At 70.4% G+C, this 15028-nt stretch carries 15 protein-coding genes and 1 tRNA gene; 6 read left to right on the forward strand and 10 right to left on the reverse strand.

What is annotated here, in order from left to right; all coding sequences use genetic code 11:
- Both BGO22_RS21460 and BGO22_RS21465 read left to right on the forward strand, forming a co-directional pair.
- Positions 1 to 312 (forward strand): hypothetical protein (locus BGO22_RS21460; RefSeq protein WP_286852413.1); only part of this gene is annotated, 312 nt, incomplete at its 5' end.
- A 144-nt stretch (positions 313 to 456) separates the two neighbouring features.
- Positions 457 to 813, forward strand: a complete 357-nt coding sequence (locus BGO22_RS21465; protein ID WP_286852414.1) for a beta-barrel domain-containing protein — start codon at positions 457 to 459, stop codon at positions 811 to 813.
- Between the two features lie 78 nt (positions 814 to 891).
- On the opposite strand, the gene mdoH is transcribed toward BGO22_RS21465, so the two are convergent.
- From mdoH to BGO22_RS21515, 10 genes are all read right to left on the reverse strand, one after another.
- Positions 892 to 2850 carry a glucans biosynthesis glucosyltransferase MdoH gene (mdoH, locus tag BGO22_RS21470; RefSeq protein WP_175442773.1) on the reverse strand — a complete coding sequence of 653 codons (1959 nt, stop codon included), beginning with the start codon at positions 2848 to 2850 and terminating at the stop codon, positions 892 to 894.
- The gene (locus tag BGO22_RS21475; protein WP_083292797.1) at positions 2847 to 4406 is read right to left on the reverse strand and encodes an OpgD/OpgG family glucan biosynthesis protein; all 1560 of its coding nucleotides are present in this window, start codon (positions 4404 to 4406) and stop codon (positions 2847 to 2849) included. The genes mdoH and BGO22_RS21475 overlap by 4 nt, the downstream gene beginning before the upstream one ends.
- Before the next feature lie 191 nt (positions 4407 to 4597).
- Entirely contained in the window at positions 4598 to 6007 is a 1410-nt protein-coding gene (locus BGO22_RS21480) for a sigma 54-interacting transcriptional regulator (protein WP_070397304.1), read from the reverse strand.
- Between the two features lie 72 nt (positions 6008 to 6079).
- A complete protein-coding gene (locus BGO22_RS21485; RefSeq protein ID WP_070397305.1) occupies positions 6080 to 6817 on the reverse strand; it encodes a hypothetical protein in 738 nt (245 codons plus the stop codon).
- The gene (locus BGO22_RS21490; RefSeq protein ID WP_070397306.1) at positions 6807 to 8225 is read right to left on the reverse strand and encodes an ATP-binding protein; all 1419 of its coding nucleotides are present in this window, start codon (positions 8223 to 8225) and stop codon (positions 6807 to 6809) included. The genes BGO22_RS21485 and BGO22_RS21490 overlap by 11 nt, the downstream gene beginning before the upstream one ends.
- A gap of 13 nt (positions 8226 to 8238) precedes the next feature.
- Positions 8239 to 9672, reverse strand: coding sequence for a tRNA (N6-isopentenyl adenosine(37)-C2)-methylthiotransferase MiaB (gene miaB, locus BGO22_RS21495; RefSeq protein ID WP_239478170.1), 1434 nt, complete (start codon positions 9670 to 9672; stop codon positions 8239 to 8241).
- Between the two features lie 66 nt (positions 9673 to 9738).
- A complete protein-coding gene (locus BGO22_RS21500) occupies positions 9739 to 10206 on the reverse strand; it encodes a hypothetical protein (RefSeq protein WP_139146909.1) in 468 nt (155 codons plus the stop codon).
- 58 nt (positions 10207 to 10264) lie between these two features.
- On the reverse strand, positions 10265 to 10825 hold the full coding sequence (locus BGO22_RS21505; RefSeq protein WP_070397307.1) for a YaeQ family protein: 561 nt from the start codon (positions 10823 to 10825) through the stop codon (positions 10265 to 10267).
- Positions 10826 to 10887: 62 nt separating this feature from the next.
- Positions 10888 to 10964, reverse strand: a tRNA-Met gene (locus BGO22_RS21510).
- Between the two features lie 34 nt (positions 10965 to 10998).
- Entirely contained in the window at positions 10999 to 11781 is a 783-nt protein-coding gene (locus BGO22_RS21515) for an enoyl-CoA hydratase (protein ID WP_070397308.1), read from the reverse strand.
- Between the two features lie 119 nt (positions 11782 to 11900).
- Here BGO22_RS21515 and BGO22_RS21520 point away from each other — a divergent pair, with 119 nt between their 5' ends.
- The 4 genes from BGO22_RS21520 (at position 11901) to BGO22_RS21535 (ending at position 15021) form a co-directional block, all read left to right on the forward strand.
- A complete protein-coding gene (locus BGO22_RS21520) occupies positions 11901 to 12695 on the forward strand; it encodes an enoyl-CoA hydratase-related protein (RefSeq protein ID WP_070397309.1) in 795 nt (264 codons plus the stop codon).
- Positions 12695 to 13135 (forward strand): hydroxyphenylacetyl-CoA thioesterase PaaI, encoded by a 441-nt coding sequence (gene paaI / locus BGO22_RS21525; protein ID WP_070397310.1) that lies wholly within the window; start codon positions 12695 to 12697, stop codon positions 13133 to 13135. The genes BGO22_RS21520 and paaI overlap by 1 nt, the downstream gene beginning before the upstream one ends.
- Positions 13132 to 14427 carry a phenylacetate--CoA ligase PaaK gene (gene paaK, locus BGO22_RS21530; protein ID WP_070397311.1) on the forward strand — a complete coding sequence of 432 codons (1296 nt, stop codon included), beginning with the start codon at positions 13132 to 13134 and terminating at the stop codon, positions 14425 to 14427. The genes paaI and paaK overlap by 4 nt, the downstream gene beginning before the upstream one ends.
- A 102-nt stretch (positions 14428 to 14529) precedes the next feature.
- Complete coding sequence (locus BGO22_RS21535) at positions 14530 to 15021, forward strand: hypothetical protein (protein WP_070397312.1); 492 nt, start codon at positions 14530 to 14532, stop codon at positions 15019 to 15021.
- Positions 15022 to 15028 lie beyond the last annotated feature (7 nt).

Here is a 15028-nt window from a genome sequence, read left to right on the forward strand (position 1 = left end):
CCTGATCCGAAGAAATTGATGTTGAAAGAGGAGCACTTCGGTCGTGATGCCGAAGGGAAACTCGTTTCGAACATCCGGTGCACCAGGGTGCTAGGCGATATCAATCGATCCACCTGCACACAGGATTGGTCCAGCCCCAACAACCGCATCGAGCAGATGCAGTTGAGTGACGGCCAGAAGCTCCTGGCCGCGCAAGTCGACTCCCTGGTCAACGCCATGGCCGCCTTCGCCCCACCCGCCCCCGGTCAGATCGCCCTAACCCCCGAGCAGCAGACCGCGTTGTCCCCTGTGATCGCCGCGGGCTGGAACTGAGGAAACACCTCCTAGGGAGGAGCACAACATGTCTGACCCGACGCTGGACGCGCCGGATGCCTCGGGGCCTGCGCGCGCCGATGAGGCACCGCCATTGCCTCCAAGGCGCTCCGCCAGCGGGACAGTGGCATCGCCTGCCTGGTGATGATCGCCCGTCTGCACGGCGTGGCGGCGGACCCGGACCAGATCGCGCACGGGTTTCTTCGCCAGGGCCAGGTGGCTGAGGTGAAGGTGGAGACGTTCCAGTTCACGAAGTACGGCACGCTGCACGCGGAGCTCGCCAGCGTCTCGCACGACGCCATCAGCGACGAGCAGCGGGGCCTGATCTACGCCAGCCGCGTGCGTCTGGCGCGCACCAGCCTGGACGTGGATGGCATGGAGGTGCGCTTGTCGCCGGGCATGGCCGTGACCGTGGAGGTCAAGACCGGCCGGCGCCGGGTGATCGAGTACTTCCTGGCGCCGCTGCTGCGGCACACCGACGAAAGCCTGCGCGAGCGCTGAGCCCGCGCCAAGAACGACAAGGGCCCTTTGCTGGCCCTTGTCGTTCAGGGGGTGCCGGGCCGAGTCGCCCGGTCCGCCTCAGGCCGCCTTCAACGCCAGCCGGCTCGCGTGCTTCCACGCGCGGCGCAGCACGGCGGGCGACCAGGATTCCTCGGGGATCAGCAGCACGCCGCGCGAGCGCATCCATTGGCCCAGGTCCACGTGGCTGGTGGCCACGGTGAGCGGGATGGCCAGCAGCAGCGGCAGGGCCACGGGGGCCAGCCACAGCAGCGCGGCGGCATTGAGCAGCGCCACGCCCGCGCCCATGAGGGCGATGACGGCGGTCATGGGCGCCAGGCGGCGGGCGGCATCGCCCCAGCTCACGCCACTGGCCTCCCGCGGGGGCGACTTCCACTCCAGCTTCAGGCCGGTGAGGGCCACCAGCACGAACAGCGAGTGCGCGAGCATGCGGATCGGCGCCTGCAGCACGGCCAGCAGGGTCTCGGCGACGGCGCTCAGCATGAGCGTGCCCGTGCCGCCGAACTGGCGCTGCTCGCGCTTGAGGAAGACGGCGATCAAGCCCAGCACGCGCGGCATGAAGAGCAGGCACAGCGTCCAGACCCACAGGCCGCGCAGCTCGGCCGGCAGGGCCTGCCAGTCGGGCAGCAGGGTGCTGTCGGCCACCCACAGGGCGGTGCCGATGGTGAGGAAGCCCAGCCACAGCGGCGCCGACAGGTAGGACATGGCGCCGATGGCGAACATGCTGCGGTGCACGCGGTGAATGCCGGGCTCGGCCATCAGGCGCGCGTTCTGCAGGTTGCCCTGGCACCAGCGGCGGTCGCGCTGCAGCTCGCTCAGCAGGTCGGGCGGCTGCTGCTCGTAGCTGCCCTGCAGGTCGGAGACCAGCCACACGTGGTAGCCGGCGCGGCGCATCAGCGCGGCCTCGACGAAGTCGTGCGACATGATGCCGCCCGACATGCCGCCGGTGCCCTTGATGGGGGCCAGCGCGCAGTGCTTCATGAAGGGCTCGACGCGGATGATGGCGTTGTGGCCCCAGTAGTGGGATTCACCGAGCTGCCAGAACTGCATGCCCAGCGTGAACAGGCGGCCGGTGACGCGCGAGGCGAACTGCTGCGAGCGCGCGTGCAGCGTGGCGTGGCCCACGGCCTGCGTGGCGGTCTGGATGATGCCGGCGCGCGGGTGCGCTTCCATCAGCTTGACCATATCGACCAGGCAGCGGCCGCTCATCACGCTGTCGGCGTCGAGCACCACCATGTAGCGGTAGTCCTTGCCCCAGCGGCGGCAGAAGTCGGCCACGTTGCCGGCCTTGCGGTGGCTGCGGCGCGTGCGCAGGCGGTAGTAGACCTCGATGGAGGGCAGGCCGCTGGTGGCGAGGGCGCTGCGCAGGTTTTCCCAGGCGGCGCGCTCGGCGCGCTGGATCTCGGGGTCGTAGCTGTCGGACAGCACGAAGACGTCGAACACCTTCGATTCGCCGGTGGCGGCGAGCGATTCGCAGGTGGCGCGCAGGCCCGCGAAGACGGTGGCCACGTCCTCGTTGCAGATGGGCATGATGATGGCGGTGCGCGCCTCGGGGTTCATGGCGTGGTCGCGCACCTCGGCCGCGCGCAGGGTGTGGCGGTCGCCGAAGATCGAGACCCAGAAGCCCATGAGCGCGGTGACGAAGCCGGTGAGCACCCAGGCCGAGAGCACCACGAACAGGGTGAGCTGCGCCACGCGCAGCAGGCCGTTGCCGCTGGCGGGCTGCAGTTCCCAGAACATCAGGCCGGCCATCAGCGTCCAGGCCAGGGTCAGGGCCACGAAGATCGCGCGGCGCCAGTTGGCGGCGTTCTGCCAGGGCTCCAGCGGCTCGCCGGCGCGCGCGGGCGCCTGGCCCTGGGCATAGGGCGGCAGCAGGCCGCTCGCCGTGCTGAGCAGCACGGTCCCGATGCTGTTCCAGAAGCCGCGCCAGGGGCGCGGCGCCATGGAGCCGCGGTTGATGGGGGGCGCGGTCACCGCGTTCGGGTGGCGCTCTTCTCGCAGCAGGCTGCGGGGGGTCATTCGGGCAGCAGAAGTTGCGTCCATGTTTCGCTCACGGTGTGTTGCTGGTGTTGCAGGAAGGCGCGCAGTTCGACCGGCTGGGTGGGGTCGATGCGCTCGACGCGCAGGCTCAGGCGCCAGGTGCGCGTGGCCGGGTTGGGGTAGGCGATGGCCTCGAGCACGCGGCCGTTGGCATTGGTGCTGACCTTGGGCTCGACGCTGGCGCCCGCGGGCAGGGCGTCCAGCGCGGGGCCGGCGAAGTCGAGCACGAACTTGGGCTGGGCGGCCTGCTCGGCGGCGCTGAGCTTGGTGTAGCCATAGCCGCGGCGGCTCTGCGTGACCCAGCTGGCGGGCGGGCGCTGCTGCTCGTCGCCCTGCCAGGACAGGTCGTAGCGCAGCTCCAGCGGCTGGCCGGCCACCAGCGGCTGCGCGGGCACCCAGTAGGCGACGATGTTGTCGTGCGTCTCGTCGGGCGTGGGCAGCTGCACCAGCTCCACGCGGCCCGGGCCCCAGTCGCCCACGGGCTGCACCCAGGCGCTGGGGCGGCGCTCGTAGCGGGCCTCCACGTCTTCGTAGCTGGCGAAGCGGCGGTCGCGCTGCATCAGGCCGAAGCCGCGCGGGTTGCTGGTGGTGAAGGAGCTCACGGCAATGGCTTTGGGCCGCTGCAGCGGGCGCCACATCCACTCGCCCTCGCCGGTGACCAGCATCAGGCCGTCCGAGTCGTGCACTTCGGGGCGGAAGTCGCCGGGCAGGGGCTGGTTCTCGCCCGACAGGAACATGCTGGTGAGCGGCGCGATGCCCAGGGTGTTGACCGGCGCGGCGCCTTCGCGCGCGAACAGGCGCAGGCGCACGTTCATGGTGGTGGTGAACCCGGGGCGGATGACGAACTCGTAGGCGCCGGTCACGCGCGGCGATTCGAGCAGGGCCATCACCGTCACCTCGCGCGCGTCGGCGCTGGGGCGGCGCAGCCAGAACTCGCTGAAGCGCGGGAACTCCTCGCCGCTGCCGCCCACGGTGTCGATGGCCAGGCCGCGCGCCGACAGGCCATAGCCCTGTTGCGCGCCGAGGGCGCGGAAGTAGCTCGCGCCGAGGAAGACGGCCAGCTCGTCCTTGTAGGCGAGGTTGTTGAGCGGGTAGTGCAGGCGCAGGCCGGCGTGGCCCAGGTCGCCCCAGCCGCTGGTGTCGAAGCCGTTCTTGCCGAAATGGAAGTCTTGCGCGCGGTAGGGCAGGGCGCGCACCTGGCCGTCGGGGGCGACTTCGTGGATGCGCACCGGCTGGGTCTGGTACAGGCCCAGGTGGAAGTACTGCACCTCGAAGGGCAGGTTCAGGTCACGCCAGGTGGAGCGCTCGGTGCGGAAGCGGATGTCGCGCAGCTGGTCGTAGGTGATGTCGGCCAGGGCCGGAGGCAGCTTGTCGCCGCTTTCGCGCCAGGGCTCGGCGGCGCGCGTCTGGGCGAGGTGGGAGAGCTGCTCCCAGCTCAGGGCCCGGGCCGGCGAGGACACCAGCGCCAGCGCGGCCAGCAGGCCGCCCAGGCGCCAGCGCAGGGCCGGCAGGGGAAGGGAAAAAACCAAAGGCATGCCCCCTTGAGGGCAAGGCCTGTGCCAGTTGGGAAAAAGCCTTTTAAATCAACGGCCTGGAACAGGCTGAAGGGGCCCGTCGGCCACACAGGGCGTCGACACTAGGGTAAACCCGCGTTTTTTGTCGCCGACCGGCGACATGGGGTGGGGGGTGACCAAAAATTCTGAACGAAATCAACGATCTTTTTGTGTCACGTATCGGCGACAGCCTCGTCACCCGCGGCCTCGGGGGCGCCGGAGCCGTCGCTCTTGAACAGGCCCGGGGTGAGCGCGTGCTTCTGCAACAGGCGATAGAACTCCGTGCGGTTGCGCTGGGCCAGGCGGGCCGCGTCGGCGACATTGCCGTCGGTCATCTTGAGCAGGTCGACCAGGTAGGCGCGCTCGAAGCGCTGGCGCGCCTCGGCGAAGCTCAGCACCTCCATGGTGGGCGTGCGCAGCGCGCGCTGCACCAGCGCCAGCGGCACCAGCGGCGTGGTGGACAGGGCGCAGACCTGCTCGACCACGTTGTAGAGCTGGCGCACGTTGCCGGGCCAGGTGGCCATGGTCAGGGCCTTGAGCGCCTCGGGCGCAAAGCCCGAGCTGCGCTTGCCGTACTTGGCCGCCAGCTTGGAGAGGAAGTGATTGGCCAGCAGCGGGATGTCCTCGCGCCGCTCGGCCAGCGTGGGCAGGGTGAGCGTGACCACGTTGAGGCGGTAGTACAGGTCCTCGCGGAACTGCCCCTCGGCCATGGCGACCTCCAGGTCGCGGTGCGTGGCCGAGACGATGCGCACGTCCACCGGCACCGACTGGCTGGAGCCCAGCGGGCGCACGGCGCGCTCCTGCAGCACGCGCAGCAGCTTGACCTGCAGGGCGGGTGGCATGTCGCCGATCTCGTCGAGCAGCAGGGTGCCGCCGTCGGCGGCCTGGAACAGGCCCTTGTGGTTGGCCACCGCGTCGGTGAAGGCGCCCTTGACGTGGCCGAACAGCTCGGACTCGAGCAGGGCCTCCGGGATGGCGCCGCAGTTGACCGCCACGAAGGGCTTGCCGGCGCGCGCGCTGGCCTTGTGGATGGCGCGCGCCAGCATCTCCTTGCCGGTGCCCGAGTCGCCGCGCAGCAGCACGCTGGCGTCGCTCTGCGCGACCATGCGCGCCTCGGCCAGCAGGTCGTCCATGCGGTTGGAGCGGCTGACGATGTCGCTGCGCCAGGCCTCGTCGGCGCGCCGCGAGGGGCCGGCGGGCGTGCTCAGCGCCAGGGCCTGGGCGATCTTGTCGAGCAGTTCCTTGGCCTCGTAGGGCTTGGTGAGGTAGCCGAACACGCCGCGCGCGGTGGCCTCCACCGCGTCGGGAATGGTGCCGTGCGCGGTGAGCAGGATGACCGGCAGCGAGGGGTGGCGCGAGCGCACCTCGGCGAACAGGGCCAGGCCGTCGCGCCCGGGCAGGCGCACGTCGGACAGCACCAGCTGCGGGCGCTCGATTTCCAGCTGGGCCAGCGCGGCCTCGGCCGAGCCGACCGCCGTGACCTGGTAGCCGGCCGCGCCCAGGCGCATGGACAGCAGGCGCAGCATGTCGGGGTCGTCGTCGACGACCAGGATGCGGGATCGGTGGTGGGGGACGTCGCTCATGGGATGGCCTTCGCGCAACGCGCTGCGGTGTGAGCCCCGTCGGGCGGCCGTGCGCTACTCATGGTGGCTTTCTCAGGGCGCGCGCGGCGCGGGGGCCGCGGGCGCCGGCGGGCGGTTGTTGATGCTGCGCTCGATGGCGCGCATGGCCTCGAGCCGCTCGTTGAGCTGGTCGATGCGGCGCTGCTGCTCGCGCAGTTGCGCGTTCTGCTTGTCCAGGGTCTCTTCGATCTTGCGGTGTTCGAGCAGGCGCTGCGCCAGCAGGCGCGCCAGGGGCTTGAGCGGCGCGCTGTCGGGCGCGGCGCTGTTGGCCACGCGCTGCGCGAGGCCCAGGGCGCGCGCGGTCTCCACTGGCTGGTTCAGGTGCATCAGCGCCAGGGCGAGCTGCAGCTGGCGTTCGGGCGCGCCGCCGGGGTCACCGATGGCGGCGATCTCCAGGCTCAGTTCGGCCGGGCTGAGGCCGCGCACGCGGTCGGCGTAGCGCAGCAGCCGGGCGGCGGCCTCGCCCTCGGTCGCGCTGGCCGGCGCCGGCTGCACCAGGGACGGTGCCAGCGGGGCTGGGGCTGCGGCGGCGGCCACGGGCGCGGCGGCGGGCGGATGAGCCTGCTGGGCCGCCTGGGGCGCAGCGGTGCTCACTGGCGCCGGCGCCGCCTGGGGCGCGCTCCTGGCGGCGGGCGGGGCGGGCGCCGGCGACGGCGGCAGCGGGGTGGTGGCGCAGGCGCTCAGGGCGCAGGTGGCCAGCCAGAGCCCGACCCGGGTGCGGGAGGGATCGAAGCGGGCGGGCGCCGTGGGGCGCGCGGGTTCATGTGGCATGGGGCAACTCGATGCGGAAGTGGGCGCCGGCGGGGCTGTCAAGCAGCTCGACACGGCCGCCGTGGGCGACGATGTACTCATGGACGATGGACAGGCCGATGCCGGTGCCGCGCACCGCGCCATCGGGCTGGCGTTCTCCGCGATAAAAAGGCTCGAAGATGCGGTCGCGGTCGGCCTCGGCCACGCCGGGCCCCTGGTCGACGATGTCGATGCTCACGCGCCCCGGCAGGCCCAGCAACACCAGGCGGATGGTGCCATCCTGCGGCGAAAAGCGAATGGCGTTGAGCAGCAGATTGCCGATGGCCGAGGCCATCTTCTCGCGGTCGACCTGCAGCCAGACCGGATCGCCCTCGACGCGCACCTGCAGGCCGTGCGCCTGCCAGTGCAGGCGCTGTTCTTCCACCAGGTCGTCGAGCAGGGCGCGCAGGTCGGTGCGCTCGCGCCTGAGCTGGCGGGCCTCGAAGGCCACGGCGTTGAAGCGCAGCAGTGCCTCGATCTGGGTCTGCAGCACCTGGGTGTTGTGCTGCAGGATGTTGACCACCTCGGCCTGGTCGGGGTTGAGCGCGCCGGCCACGCCGTCGCCCAGCACCGAGACCCCCTCGCGCAGCGAGGCCAGCGGCGTCTTCAGCTCGTGCGAGATGTGGCGCAGGAAGCGCGCCTTGTCGGCGTCGAGTTCGGTCAGTCGTAGGCGCAGCCAGTCGAGCTGCTGGCCGACGCGGCGCACGTCGCTCGGGCCGACGATGTCGATCGGCTGGTCGAGCCGGTTCTCGCCCAGGGAGACGATGGCGCGCTCCAGCCGCTTGAAAGGCTTGGCCAGCCACACGCCAAAGCCCAGGGCCATGCCGGCGGCCAGCAGGATGGCGCCGGTGACGACCTGCGTGAGCTGCTCCTGGCTGCGTTGGAAGCCAGCCTGCAGCGCGGCGTTGCGCGCGGCGATGATGGACTGCACTTTCTGCGCGATGGCCGCGCTGTGGCCGTCGAGCTCGCGGAAGGCGCGCGCCACGTCGCGTTCGCGGTCCAGCGCGGTTTCGGGCGGGCCGTCGAGCAGTTCGGCCACGGCCTGCATCTGTTCGCGCCAGTTCTGCGCGAACTCGGGCGGCAGCTCGTTGTCCTGCAGGCGCTGCAGGATGTCGCGCGCGTCGCTGGCGGCCTCGCCGAAACGCTGGCGCAGCTGGCTGTCGCGCAGCACCAGCGACTGGCGCGCCGCGCGCTCCATGGTGAGGCTGCGCTCGGACAGCGACTGCGCCGCCGTGGACAGGGCGATGGCCTGGGCCGTGCCCTCGCGGCTCTGCCCGAGCAGGGTCTCCAGCGAGAACAGCGTGCGCACCGCCGCGCCGCCGAGCAGCGCGCCGATCAGCAGGAAGGCGACCAGCAGCAGCTGTTGAAACGAGAGCGAGGAGGGCCGCACGAGCGAAGGGGATTCAGTCCAGGGACACCGCGGAGCCGGCTTCGCCGGGCCGCAGGTGTTGCCCCCTTGAGGGGGTGGCGCGAAGCGCCGCGGGGGTGTTCATCGCCACCTCGCCGCGCAAGGAGTGCGGCAGGGCCTGGGTGATGCGCACGTCGATCATCTGGCCGACCAGGCGCGCGCCGTTCGGGCCGCCGTCGAAGTTGACGATGCGGTTGCACTCGGTGCGGCCCATGAGCTCGGCCGCGCCGCCGGGACCGGGGCGGCGCGCGGCGCCTTCGACCAGGATGCGCTGCACGGTGCCCTCGCGGCTGGCGCTGATGCGCCGCACATGGGCCTCGATGGTGGCCTGCAGGTGCTGCAGGCGCTTGAGCTTCACCTCGTGCGGCGTATCGTCGGGCAGGTTGGCCGCGGGCGTGCCGGGGCGCGGGCTGAAGATGAAGGAGAAGCTGCTGTCGAAGCCCACGTCCTCGATCAGCTTCATCATCTTGTTGAAGTCGTCCTCGGTCTCGCCGGGGAAGCCGACGATGAAGTCGCTGCTCATGGAGATGTCGGGCCGGATCGCCCGCAGCTTGCGGATCGTGCTCTTGTATTCCATGGCGGTGTAGCCGCGCTTCATGGCCATGAGGATGCGGTCGCTGCCGTGCTGCACCGGCAGGTGCAGGTGGCTCACGAGCTGCGGGACACGCGCGTAGACGTCGATCAGGCGCTGCGTGAACTCGTTCGGGTGGCTGGTGGTGTAGCGGATGCGCTCGATGCCGGGGATATCGGCCACGTACTCGATGAGCAGGGCGAAGTCGGCGATCTCGCTGGTGCCGCCCATGGCGCCACGGTAGGCGTTGACGTTCTGGCCCAGCAGCGTCACCTCCTTCACGCCCTGGTCGGCCAGGCCGGCGATCTCCACCAGCACGTCGTCGAAGGGACGGCTCACCTCCTCGCCGCGCGTGTAGGGCACCACGCAGTAGCTGCAGTATTTGGAGCAGCCCTCCATGATGGAGACGAAGGCCGAGGCGCCGTCGACCTTGGCGGGCGGCAGGTGGTCGAACTTCTCGATCTCGGGGAAGCTGATGTCCACCTGCGGGCGCGCCTGCTTCTGGCGCTGCGCCAGCAGCTCGGGCAGGCGGTGCAGGGTCTGCGGGCCGAACACCACGTCGACGAAGGGCGCGCGCTGGATGATGGCGTCGCCTTCCTGGCTGGCCACGCAGCCGCCCACGCCAATGAGCACGCCCTTTTGCTTGAGGTGCTTCACGCGGCCGAGGTCGGAGAACACCTTTTCCTGCGCCTTCTCGCGCACCGAGCAGGTGTTGAAGAGGATGAGGTCGGCCTGCTCGGGGTCGTCGGTGGGCTCGTAGCCCTCGGCGGCGCCCAGCACGTCGGCCATCTTGTCCGAGTCGTACTCGTTCATCTGGCACCCGAAAGTCTTGATGAACACCTTTTTCTGTTGGCTCATGGCAAAGCTCCTGCGGGCGCGAAGCGCCCGTTGCGCCCCATGGCGGGGCACGCATTCAATGGGGGATCAGCGGGTGGCGGGCAGGGTGGCCGGCTGGGCCGCGCCCTGCTGCGATTCGAAGCTGAAGTTGCGCTCCACACCCAGGGTGCGGCGGCGCTCCTTCTTCTCGGCCTCGCTCAGGATCCAGACCTGCGTGATCTGGCCTTGGCGGTCCATCAGGTAGTTGACCGTGAGTTCGCGGTTCACCAGCGAGGCCGAGCGCAGGTTGCGGTTGCTTTCGTCGAGGATGCGCGCGCCGGGCGTGAGCCGGGTGACCCGGTCGTCCATCTCGACGTGGGGCGGCAGCTTGACGGTCAGGGTGCCGCGCAGGGCTTCCTTGGGGAAGCTGCGCACGCCGACCTGCGCGCCGGGCGCGGGGGCCGGCAGGACCGTGGTGGTCGTGGTGCTGGTGGTGGAGGCTTCGGACTGCGCTTGCGCGGCGCCCGCCAGGGCCAGCGAGGTCCCGATCGCCAGGGAGGTGAGACAGCGGTTCATGGTGTTGATCCAGAGGCTGAACGAAGTCGGCGATTGTCTCACGCGTGCGTTGCCGGGCTCACCGCCAGCGCACGGGCTCCAGGCTCACGCTGCCGCGCTCGCCGCTGAGCGTGAGCACGCCCTCGAGCACCGTGGCCTGCAGCTGCATGCTGCGCTCGGCCAGCGCCCCCAGCGCGGGCGCCGCGTCGGCCGGCAGGCGCCAGACCTGCAGCTTGTCCAGCCGCGTCAGCTTGTTCTCGATGCCGCGCCACCAGACCTCGGCCGCGGGGCCGAAGGCGTAGACGCGCACCGCGTCGGCCTGGCTGCAGGCCTTGGCCAGCGGCTTGTCCTCGGGCTGGCCGACCTCCACCCACAGGCGCTTGCGGCCGGTGAAGTCGGTCAGGTGCAGGTCGGGGTCGTCCGGGTCCGACAGGCCGGCGCCGAAGGCCAGGGTGCCGTCGCCGCCGCAGATGTCCACCAGCTCGTGCGCGTTCAGCGCCAGCGCGGCCAGGCGGACCATCATGCGCTCGTCGGTCTCGCTGGGGTGGCGGGCCAGGGTGAGGGCGTGGTCGGCGTAGTGGCCGTGATCGATGTCGGCGATCTGCAGGTGCGCCTTGAAAACGGTGGACTTGAGGGCCATGGCGGATCGGGCGGCGGGAATGAAAAAGGCGGGTCCCGTTGCCGGAACCCGCCTCGCTGGTCTGGTGGCGATAGGTGGACTTGAACCACCGACATCAGCATTATGAATGCTGCGCTCTAACCAACTGAGCTATATCGCCGAAGCCGCGCATTATAGCCCAAGCCGCGACGGCCTCAGGCGCCCTTGAAATCGGGTTTTCGCTTTTCCACGAAGGCCGCCATGCCTTCTTTCTGGTCGCGGGTGGCGAACATGGCGTGGAACAGGCGGCGCTCGAACATCACGCCGTCGGACAGCGAGCCCTCGAAGGCGCGGTTGACCGATTCCTTGGCCGCCAGCACGCTGGGCAGCGAGAAGCCGCAGATGATGAGCGCCGCGCCCAGGGCCTCGTCCATGAGCTTGTCGAGCGGCACCACACGGCTGACCAGCCCGGCGCGCTCGGCCTCGGTGGCGTCCATCATGCGGCCGGTGAGCACCAGGTCCATGGCCTTGGACTTGCCCACGGCGCGCGGCAGGCGCTGCGTGCCGCCCGCGCCGGGGATGATGCCCAGCTTGATCTCGGGCTGGCCGAACTTGGCGTTGTCGGCGGCGATGATGAAGTCGCACATCATCGCCAGTTCGCAGCCGCCGCCCAGGGCGAAGCCGCTGACGGCGGCGATGACGGGCTTGCGCACCGAGCGGATCTGCTCCCAGTTGCGGGTGATGTAGTCGCCCTTGTAGACGTCGGCGAAGTCGTACGTGGCCATGGCGCCGATGTCGGCGCCGGCGGCGAAGGCCTTCTCGCTGCCGGTGACGATCATGCAGCCGATGTCCGGGTCGGCATCGAAGGCCTTGAGCGCGGCGCCCAGCTCGTCCATGAGCTGGTCGTTCAGCGCGTTGAGCTGCTTGGGCCGGTTCAGCGCGACGATGCCGACGCGCCCTTCGGTGCGCACGGTGATGCATTCGGGGGTGGTGCTCATGGGTCTCCTCGGTAGGGGTACGCGGTTCAACCAATCACTATAGCGTCAGGGAAAATATTAGCCGACCGATCGGTTGGTTAATGGTAAATTGCCGCCGACCCACCCAACGAGGAGACACGATGAGCGACACCACCGTGGTGTACGAGGAACGCGGGGCCGTGGCCCTGCTGACCCTCAACCGCCCCGAGGCCCTGAACAGCTTCACGCGCGCCATGCACCGCGACCTCTGGGCCGCGCTGGACCGCGCCGAGGCCCATGCGGCCATCCGCGCACTGGTCATCACCGGTGCGGGGCGCGGCTTTTGCGCCGGCGCCGACCTGGCGGAGTTCGACTTCGAGCCTGGCCCCGACCTGGTTCAGCGCGCCGACCCGGGGCCGGTGATCGAGCAGGCCTTCAATCCCACGGCGCGCCGCCTCATGGCGCTGCGCATGCCCACCATCGCGGCCGTCAATGGCGTGGCGGCGGGCGCGGGGGCGTCCCTGGCCATGTGCTGCGACATCGCCATCGCCGCGCCGGGTGCGAGCTTCATCCAGGCCTTCAGCAAGATCGGCCTGATCCCCGACGCCGGCGGCAGCTGGCTGCTGGTGGAGCGCCTGGGCCTGGCGCGCGCCATGGCCCTGGCCATGACGGGCGACAAGCTGCCCGCCCAGCAGGCCAAGGACTGGGGAATGATCTGGGACGTGGCCGAGGACTGCGTGGGCAGCGCGCTCACCCTGGCCGACAAGCTCGCGGCCATGCCGACCAAGGCCCTGGTGGCCACGCGCGGCCTGCTGCGCGAGGCCTCCACGCGTGGCTTCAGCCAGCAGCTCGATGCCGAGCGCGACACGCAGTCGGCCCTGGGCCGCACGCACGACTACATCGAGGGCGTGATGGCCTTCCGCGAGAAGCGCCCGGCGCGCTTCAAGGGGGAGTGATGACGCCCGAGCAACGCGCCGACAAGGTCGGCACGACCATGTTCGCCAACGACGTGGCCAGCAAGGACACCATGGGCATGGAGCTGCTGGCCTGCGGCCCCGGCCGCGCCACCATGCGCATGGCCGTGAAGCCGCTGCACCTCAATGGCCACCAGATCTGCCACGGCGGCTTCATCTTCACCCTGGCCGATTCCACCTTCGCCTTTGCCTGCAACAGCCACAACCGCAACGCCGTGGCCGCGGGCTGCAGCATCGAGTTCCTGCGTCCCGCGCACGCGGGCGACGTGCTCACCTGCGAAGGCGTGGAGCAGACGCTGTCGGGCCGCCATGGGATCTACGACATGAAGGTCAGCAACCAGCGCGGCGAGGTGGTCGCCATGTTTCGCGGCAAGAGCGCGCAGATCCCCGGTCACGTGTTTCCCGAAGAGGACAAGGCATGAACAGCTTCCCCCTGGAACCCATCGAGAAGGCCAGCCTCGACGAGTTGCGCTCGCTGCAGCTCAAGCGCCTGCGCGCCACGCTGGCCCACGCCTATGCCAATTCGCCCGTCTACCGCGCCAAGTTCGACGCCGCGGGCGTGCACCCCGACGACTGCCGCTCGCTCGATGACCTGGCGAAGTTCCCCTTCACCACCAAGGCCGACCTGCGCGACAACTACCCCTTCGGCATGTTCGCGGTGCCGCGGGAGAAGTGCGCGCGCATCCACGCCAGCAGCGGCACCACCGGCAAGCCCACGGTGGTGGGCTACACGCTGCGCGACATCGACACCTGGGCCACGGTGATGGCGCGAAGCATCCGCGCCAGCGGCGCGCGCCCGGGCGAGCTGGTGCACGTGAGCTACGGCTACGGCCTGTTCACCGGTGGCCTGGGCGCGCACTACGGCGCCGAGAAGCTGGGCCTGACGGTGGTGCCCTTCGGCGGCGGCCAGACCGAGCGCCAGGTGCAGCTGATCCAGGACTTCCGGCCCGACATCATCATGGTCACGCCGAGCTACATGCTGGCCATTGCCGACGAGTTCGAGCGCCAGGGCCTGGACCCGCGCGACAGCAGCCTGCGCATCGGCATCTTCGGCGCCGAGCCCTGGACCAACGACATGCGGCTGGCGATCGAACAGCGCCTGGGGCTGGACGCGGTGGACATCTACGGCCTGTCCGAGGTCATGGGTCCCGGCGTGGCCAACGAGTGCGTGGAGACCAAGGACGGCCCGACCATCTGGGAAGACCACTTCTACCCCGAGATCATCCACCCCGAGACGGGTGAGGTGCTGCCCGACGGCGAACTCGGCGAGCTGGTCTTCACCAGCCTCACGAAAGAGGCGCTGCCCATCGTGCGCTACCGCACGCGCGACCTCACGCGCCTGCTGCCGGGCACGGCGCGCACCATGCGCCGCATGGAGAAGATCACCGGCCGCAGCGACGACATGATGATCGTGCGCGGCGTGAACGTCTTCCCCACGCAGATCGAGGAGCTCATCCTCAAGCACGCCGCGCTCACCGCGCACTACCAATGCGTGCTCACCCGCGAGGGCCCCCTGGACTGCCTGACGGTGCGCGTGGAAACACGGCCCGGCCTGGCGCCAGAGGCCGACGAGGCGCGTGGCGCCGCGCGTGAACTGCAGCACGATGTGAAGACCTTCGTGGGCACCAGCATCGAGGTGGTGCTGCTGCACGAGGGCGGCGTGGAGCGCAGCCAGGGCAAGGCCCGGCGCGTGATCGACCAGCGGCCGCGATGAATCGCACGGGCGGCGGCGGGTTTGTGGCGAATTGAGGTCAAACCCGCTGGTCACCCCCGGAGGGGATCGCTACATTCGCGGCCAAAGCCTGCCCAGCGAGCGATGGACAAACACCTGGTCTTCTCCAAAACGGAACAGGGCCGCGAGGCCCTGAGCAGCCGCCCCTCTGGCCTGGGGCCGCGCCTGCGTTCCCTGCTGATCATGGTGGACGGCAAGCGCAGCGTGGCCGACTTCGACAAGCTGCTGGGCGCCGACGCGGCCCCCCTGCTGGAACAACTGGCCGGGCAAGGCTGGGTGCAGGGCGAGGGGGCGGCGCCGGATGGTGTGGCCACCGGGGACGGCGTGGCCCCGGCCCCCGCGCCGGCGGATGCCGCGCCCGCGCTGCCCTTTGCGGAGGCGCGCCGCCTGGTGGTGCGCTTCGTGAACGACCAGCTCGGGCCTATGGGCGAGCCGCTGGCCCTGCGCATCGAAGGCTGCAAGACGCTGGCGGACCTGCAGGCCCTGCTGCCGCGCGTGCGCGACGGCCTGCTGAACTTCAAGAACGCCGCCACGGTCGCCCAGTTCGATCAGGACGTGGCCTCGCGCCTGTCCTGAGCGGCCC

The sequence above is a fragment of the Hydrogenophaga sp. 70-12 genome (assembly GCF_001897365.1).
Classification (GTDB): Bacteria; Pseudomonadota; Gammaproteobacteria; order Burkholderiales; family Burkholderiaceae_C; genus Hydrogenophaga; species Hydrogenophaga borbori.

Excerpts from the sequence above, each read along its gene's own strand:
- BGO22_RS21465 (WP_286852414.1), top strand. The coding sequence starts at position 457 with ATGATCGCCCGTCTGCACGGCGTGGCGGCGGACCCGGACCAGATCGCG.
- mdoH (WP_175442773.1), bottom strand. The coding sequence starts at position 2,850 with ATGACCCCCCGCAGCCTGCTGCGAGAAGAGCGCCACCCGAACGCGGTG.
- BGO22_RS21475 (WP_083292797.1), bottom strand. The coding sequence starts at position 4,406 with ATGCCTTTGGTTTTTTCCCTTCCCCTGCCGGCCCTGCGCTGGCGCCTG.
- BGO22_RS21480 (WP_070397304.1), bottom strand. The coding sequence starts at position 6,007 with ATGAGCGACGTCCCCCACCACCGATCCCGCATCCTGGTCGTCGACGAC.
- BGO22_RS21485 (WP_070397305.1), bottom strand. The coding sequence starts at position 6,817 with ATGCCACATGAACCCGCGCGCCCCACGGCGCCCGCCCGCTTCGATCCC.
- miaB (WP_239478170.1), bottom strand. The coding sequence starts at position 9,672 with ATGAGCCAACAGAAAAAGGTGTTCATCAAGACTTTCGGGTGCCAGATG.
- BGO22_RS21500 (WP_139146909.1), bottom strand. The coding sequence starts at position 10,206 with ATGAACCGCTGTCTCACCTCCCTGGCGATCGGGACCTCGCTGGCCCTG.
- BGO22_RS21505 (WP_070397307.1), bottom strand. The coding sequence starts at position 10,825 with ATGGCCCTCAAGTCCACCGTTTTCAAGGCGCACCTGCAGATCGCCGAC.
- BGO22_RS21515 (WP_070397308.1), bottom strand. The coding sequence starts at position 11,781 with ATGAGCACCACCCCCGAATGCATCACCGTGCGCACCGAAGGGCGCGTC.
- BGO22_RS21520 (WP_070397309.1), top strand. The coding sequence starts at position 11,901 with ATGAGCGACACCACCGTGGTGTACGAGGAACGCGGGGCCGTGGCCCTG.
- paaI (WP_070397310.1), top strand. The coding sequence starts at position 12,695 with ATGACGCCCGAGCAACGCGCCGACAAGGTCGGCACGACCATGTTCGCC.
- paaK (WP_070397311.1), top strand. The coding sequence starts at position 13,132 with ATGAACAGCTTCCCCCTGGAACCCATCGAGAAGGCCAGCCTCGACGAG.
- BGO22_RS21535 (WP_070397312.1), top strand. The coding sequence starts at position 14,530 with ATGGACAAACACCTGGTCTTCTCCAAAACGGAACAGGGCCGCGAGGCC.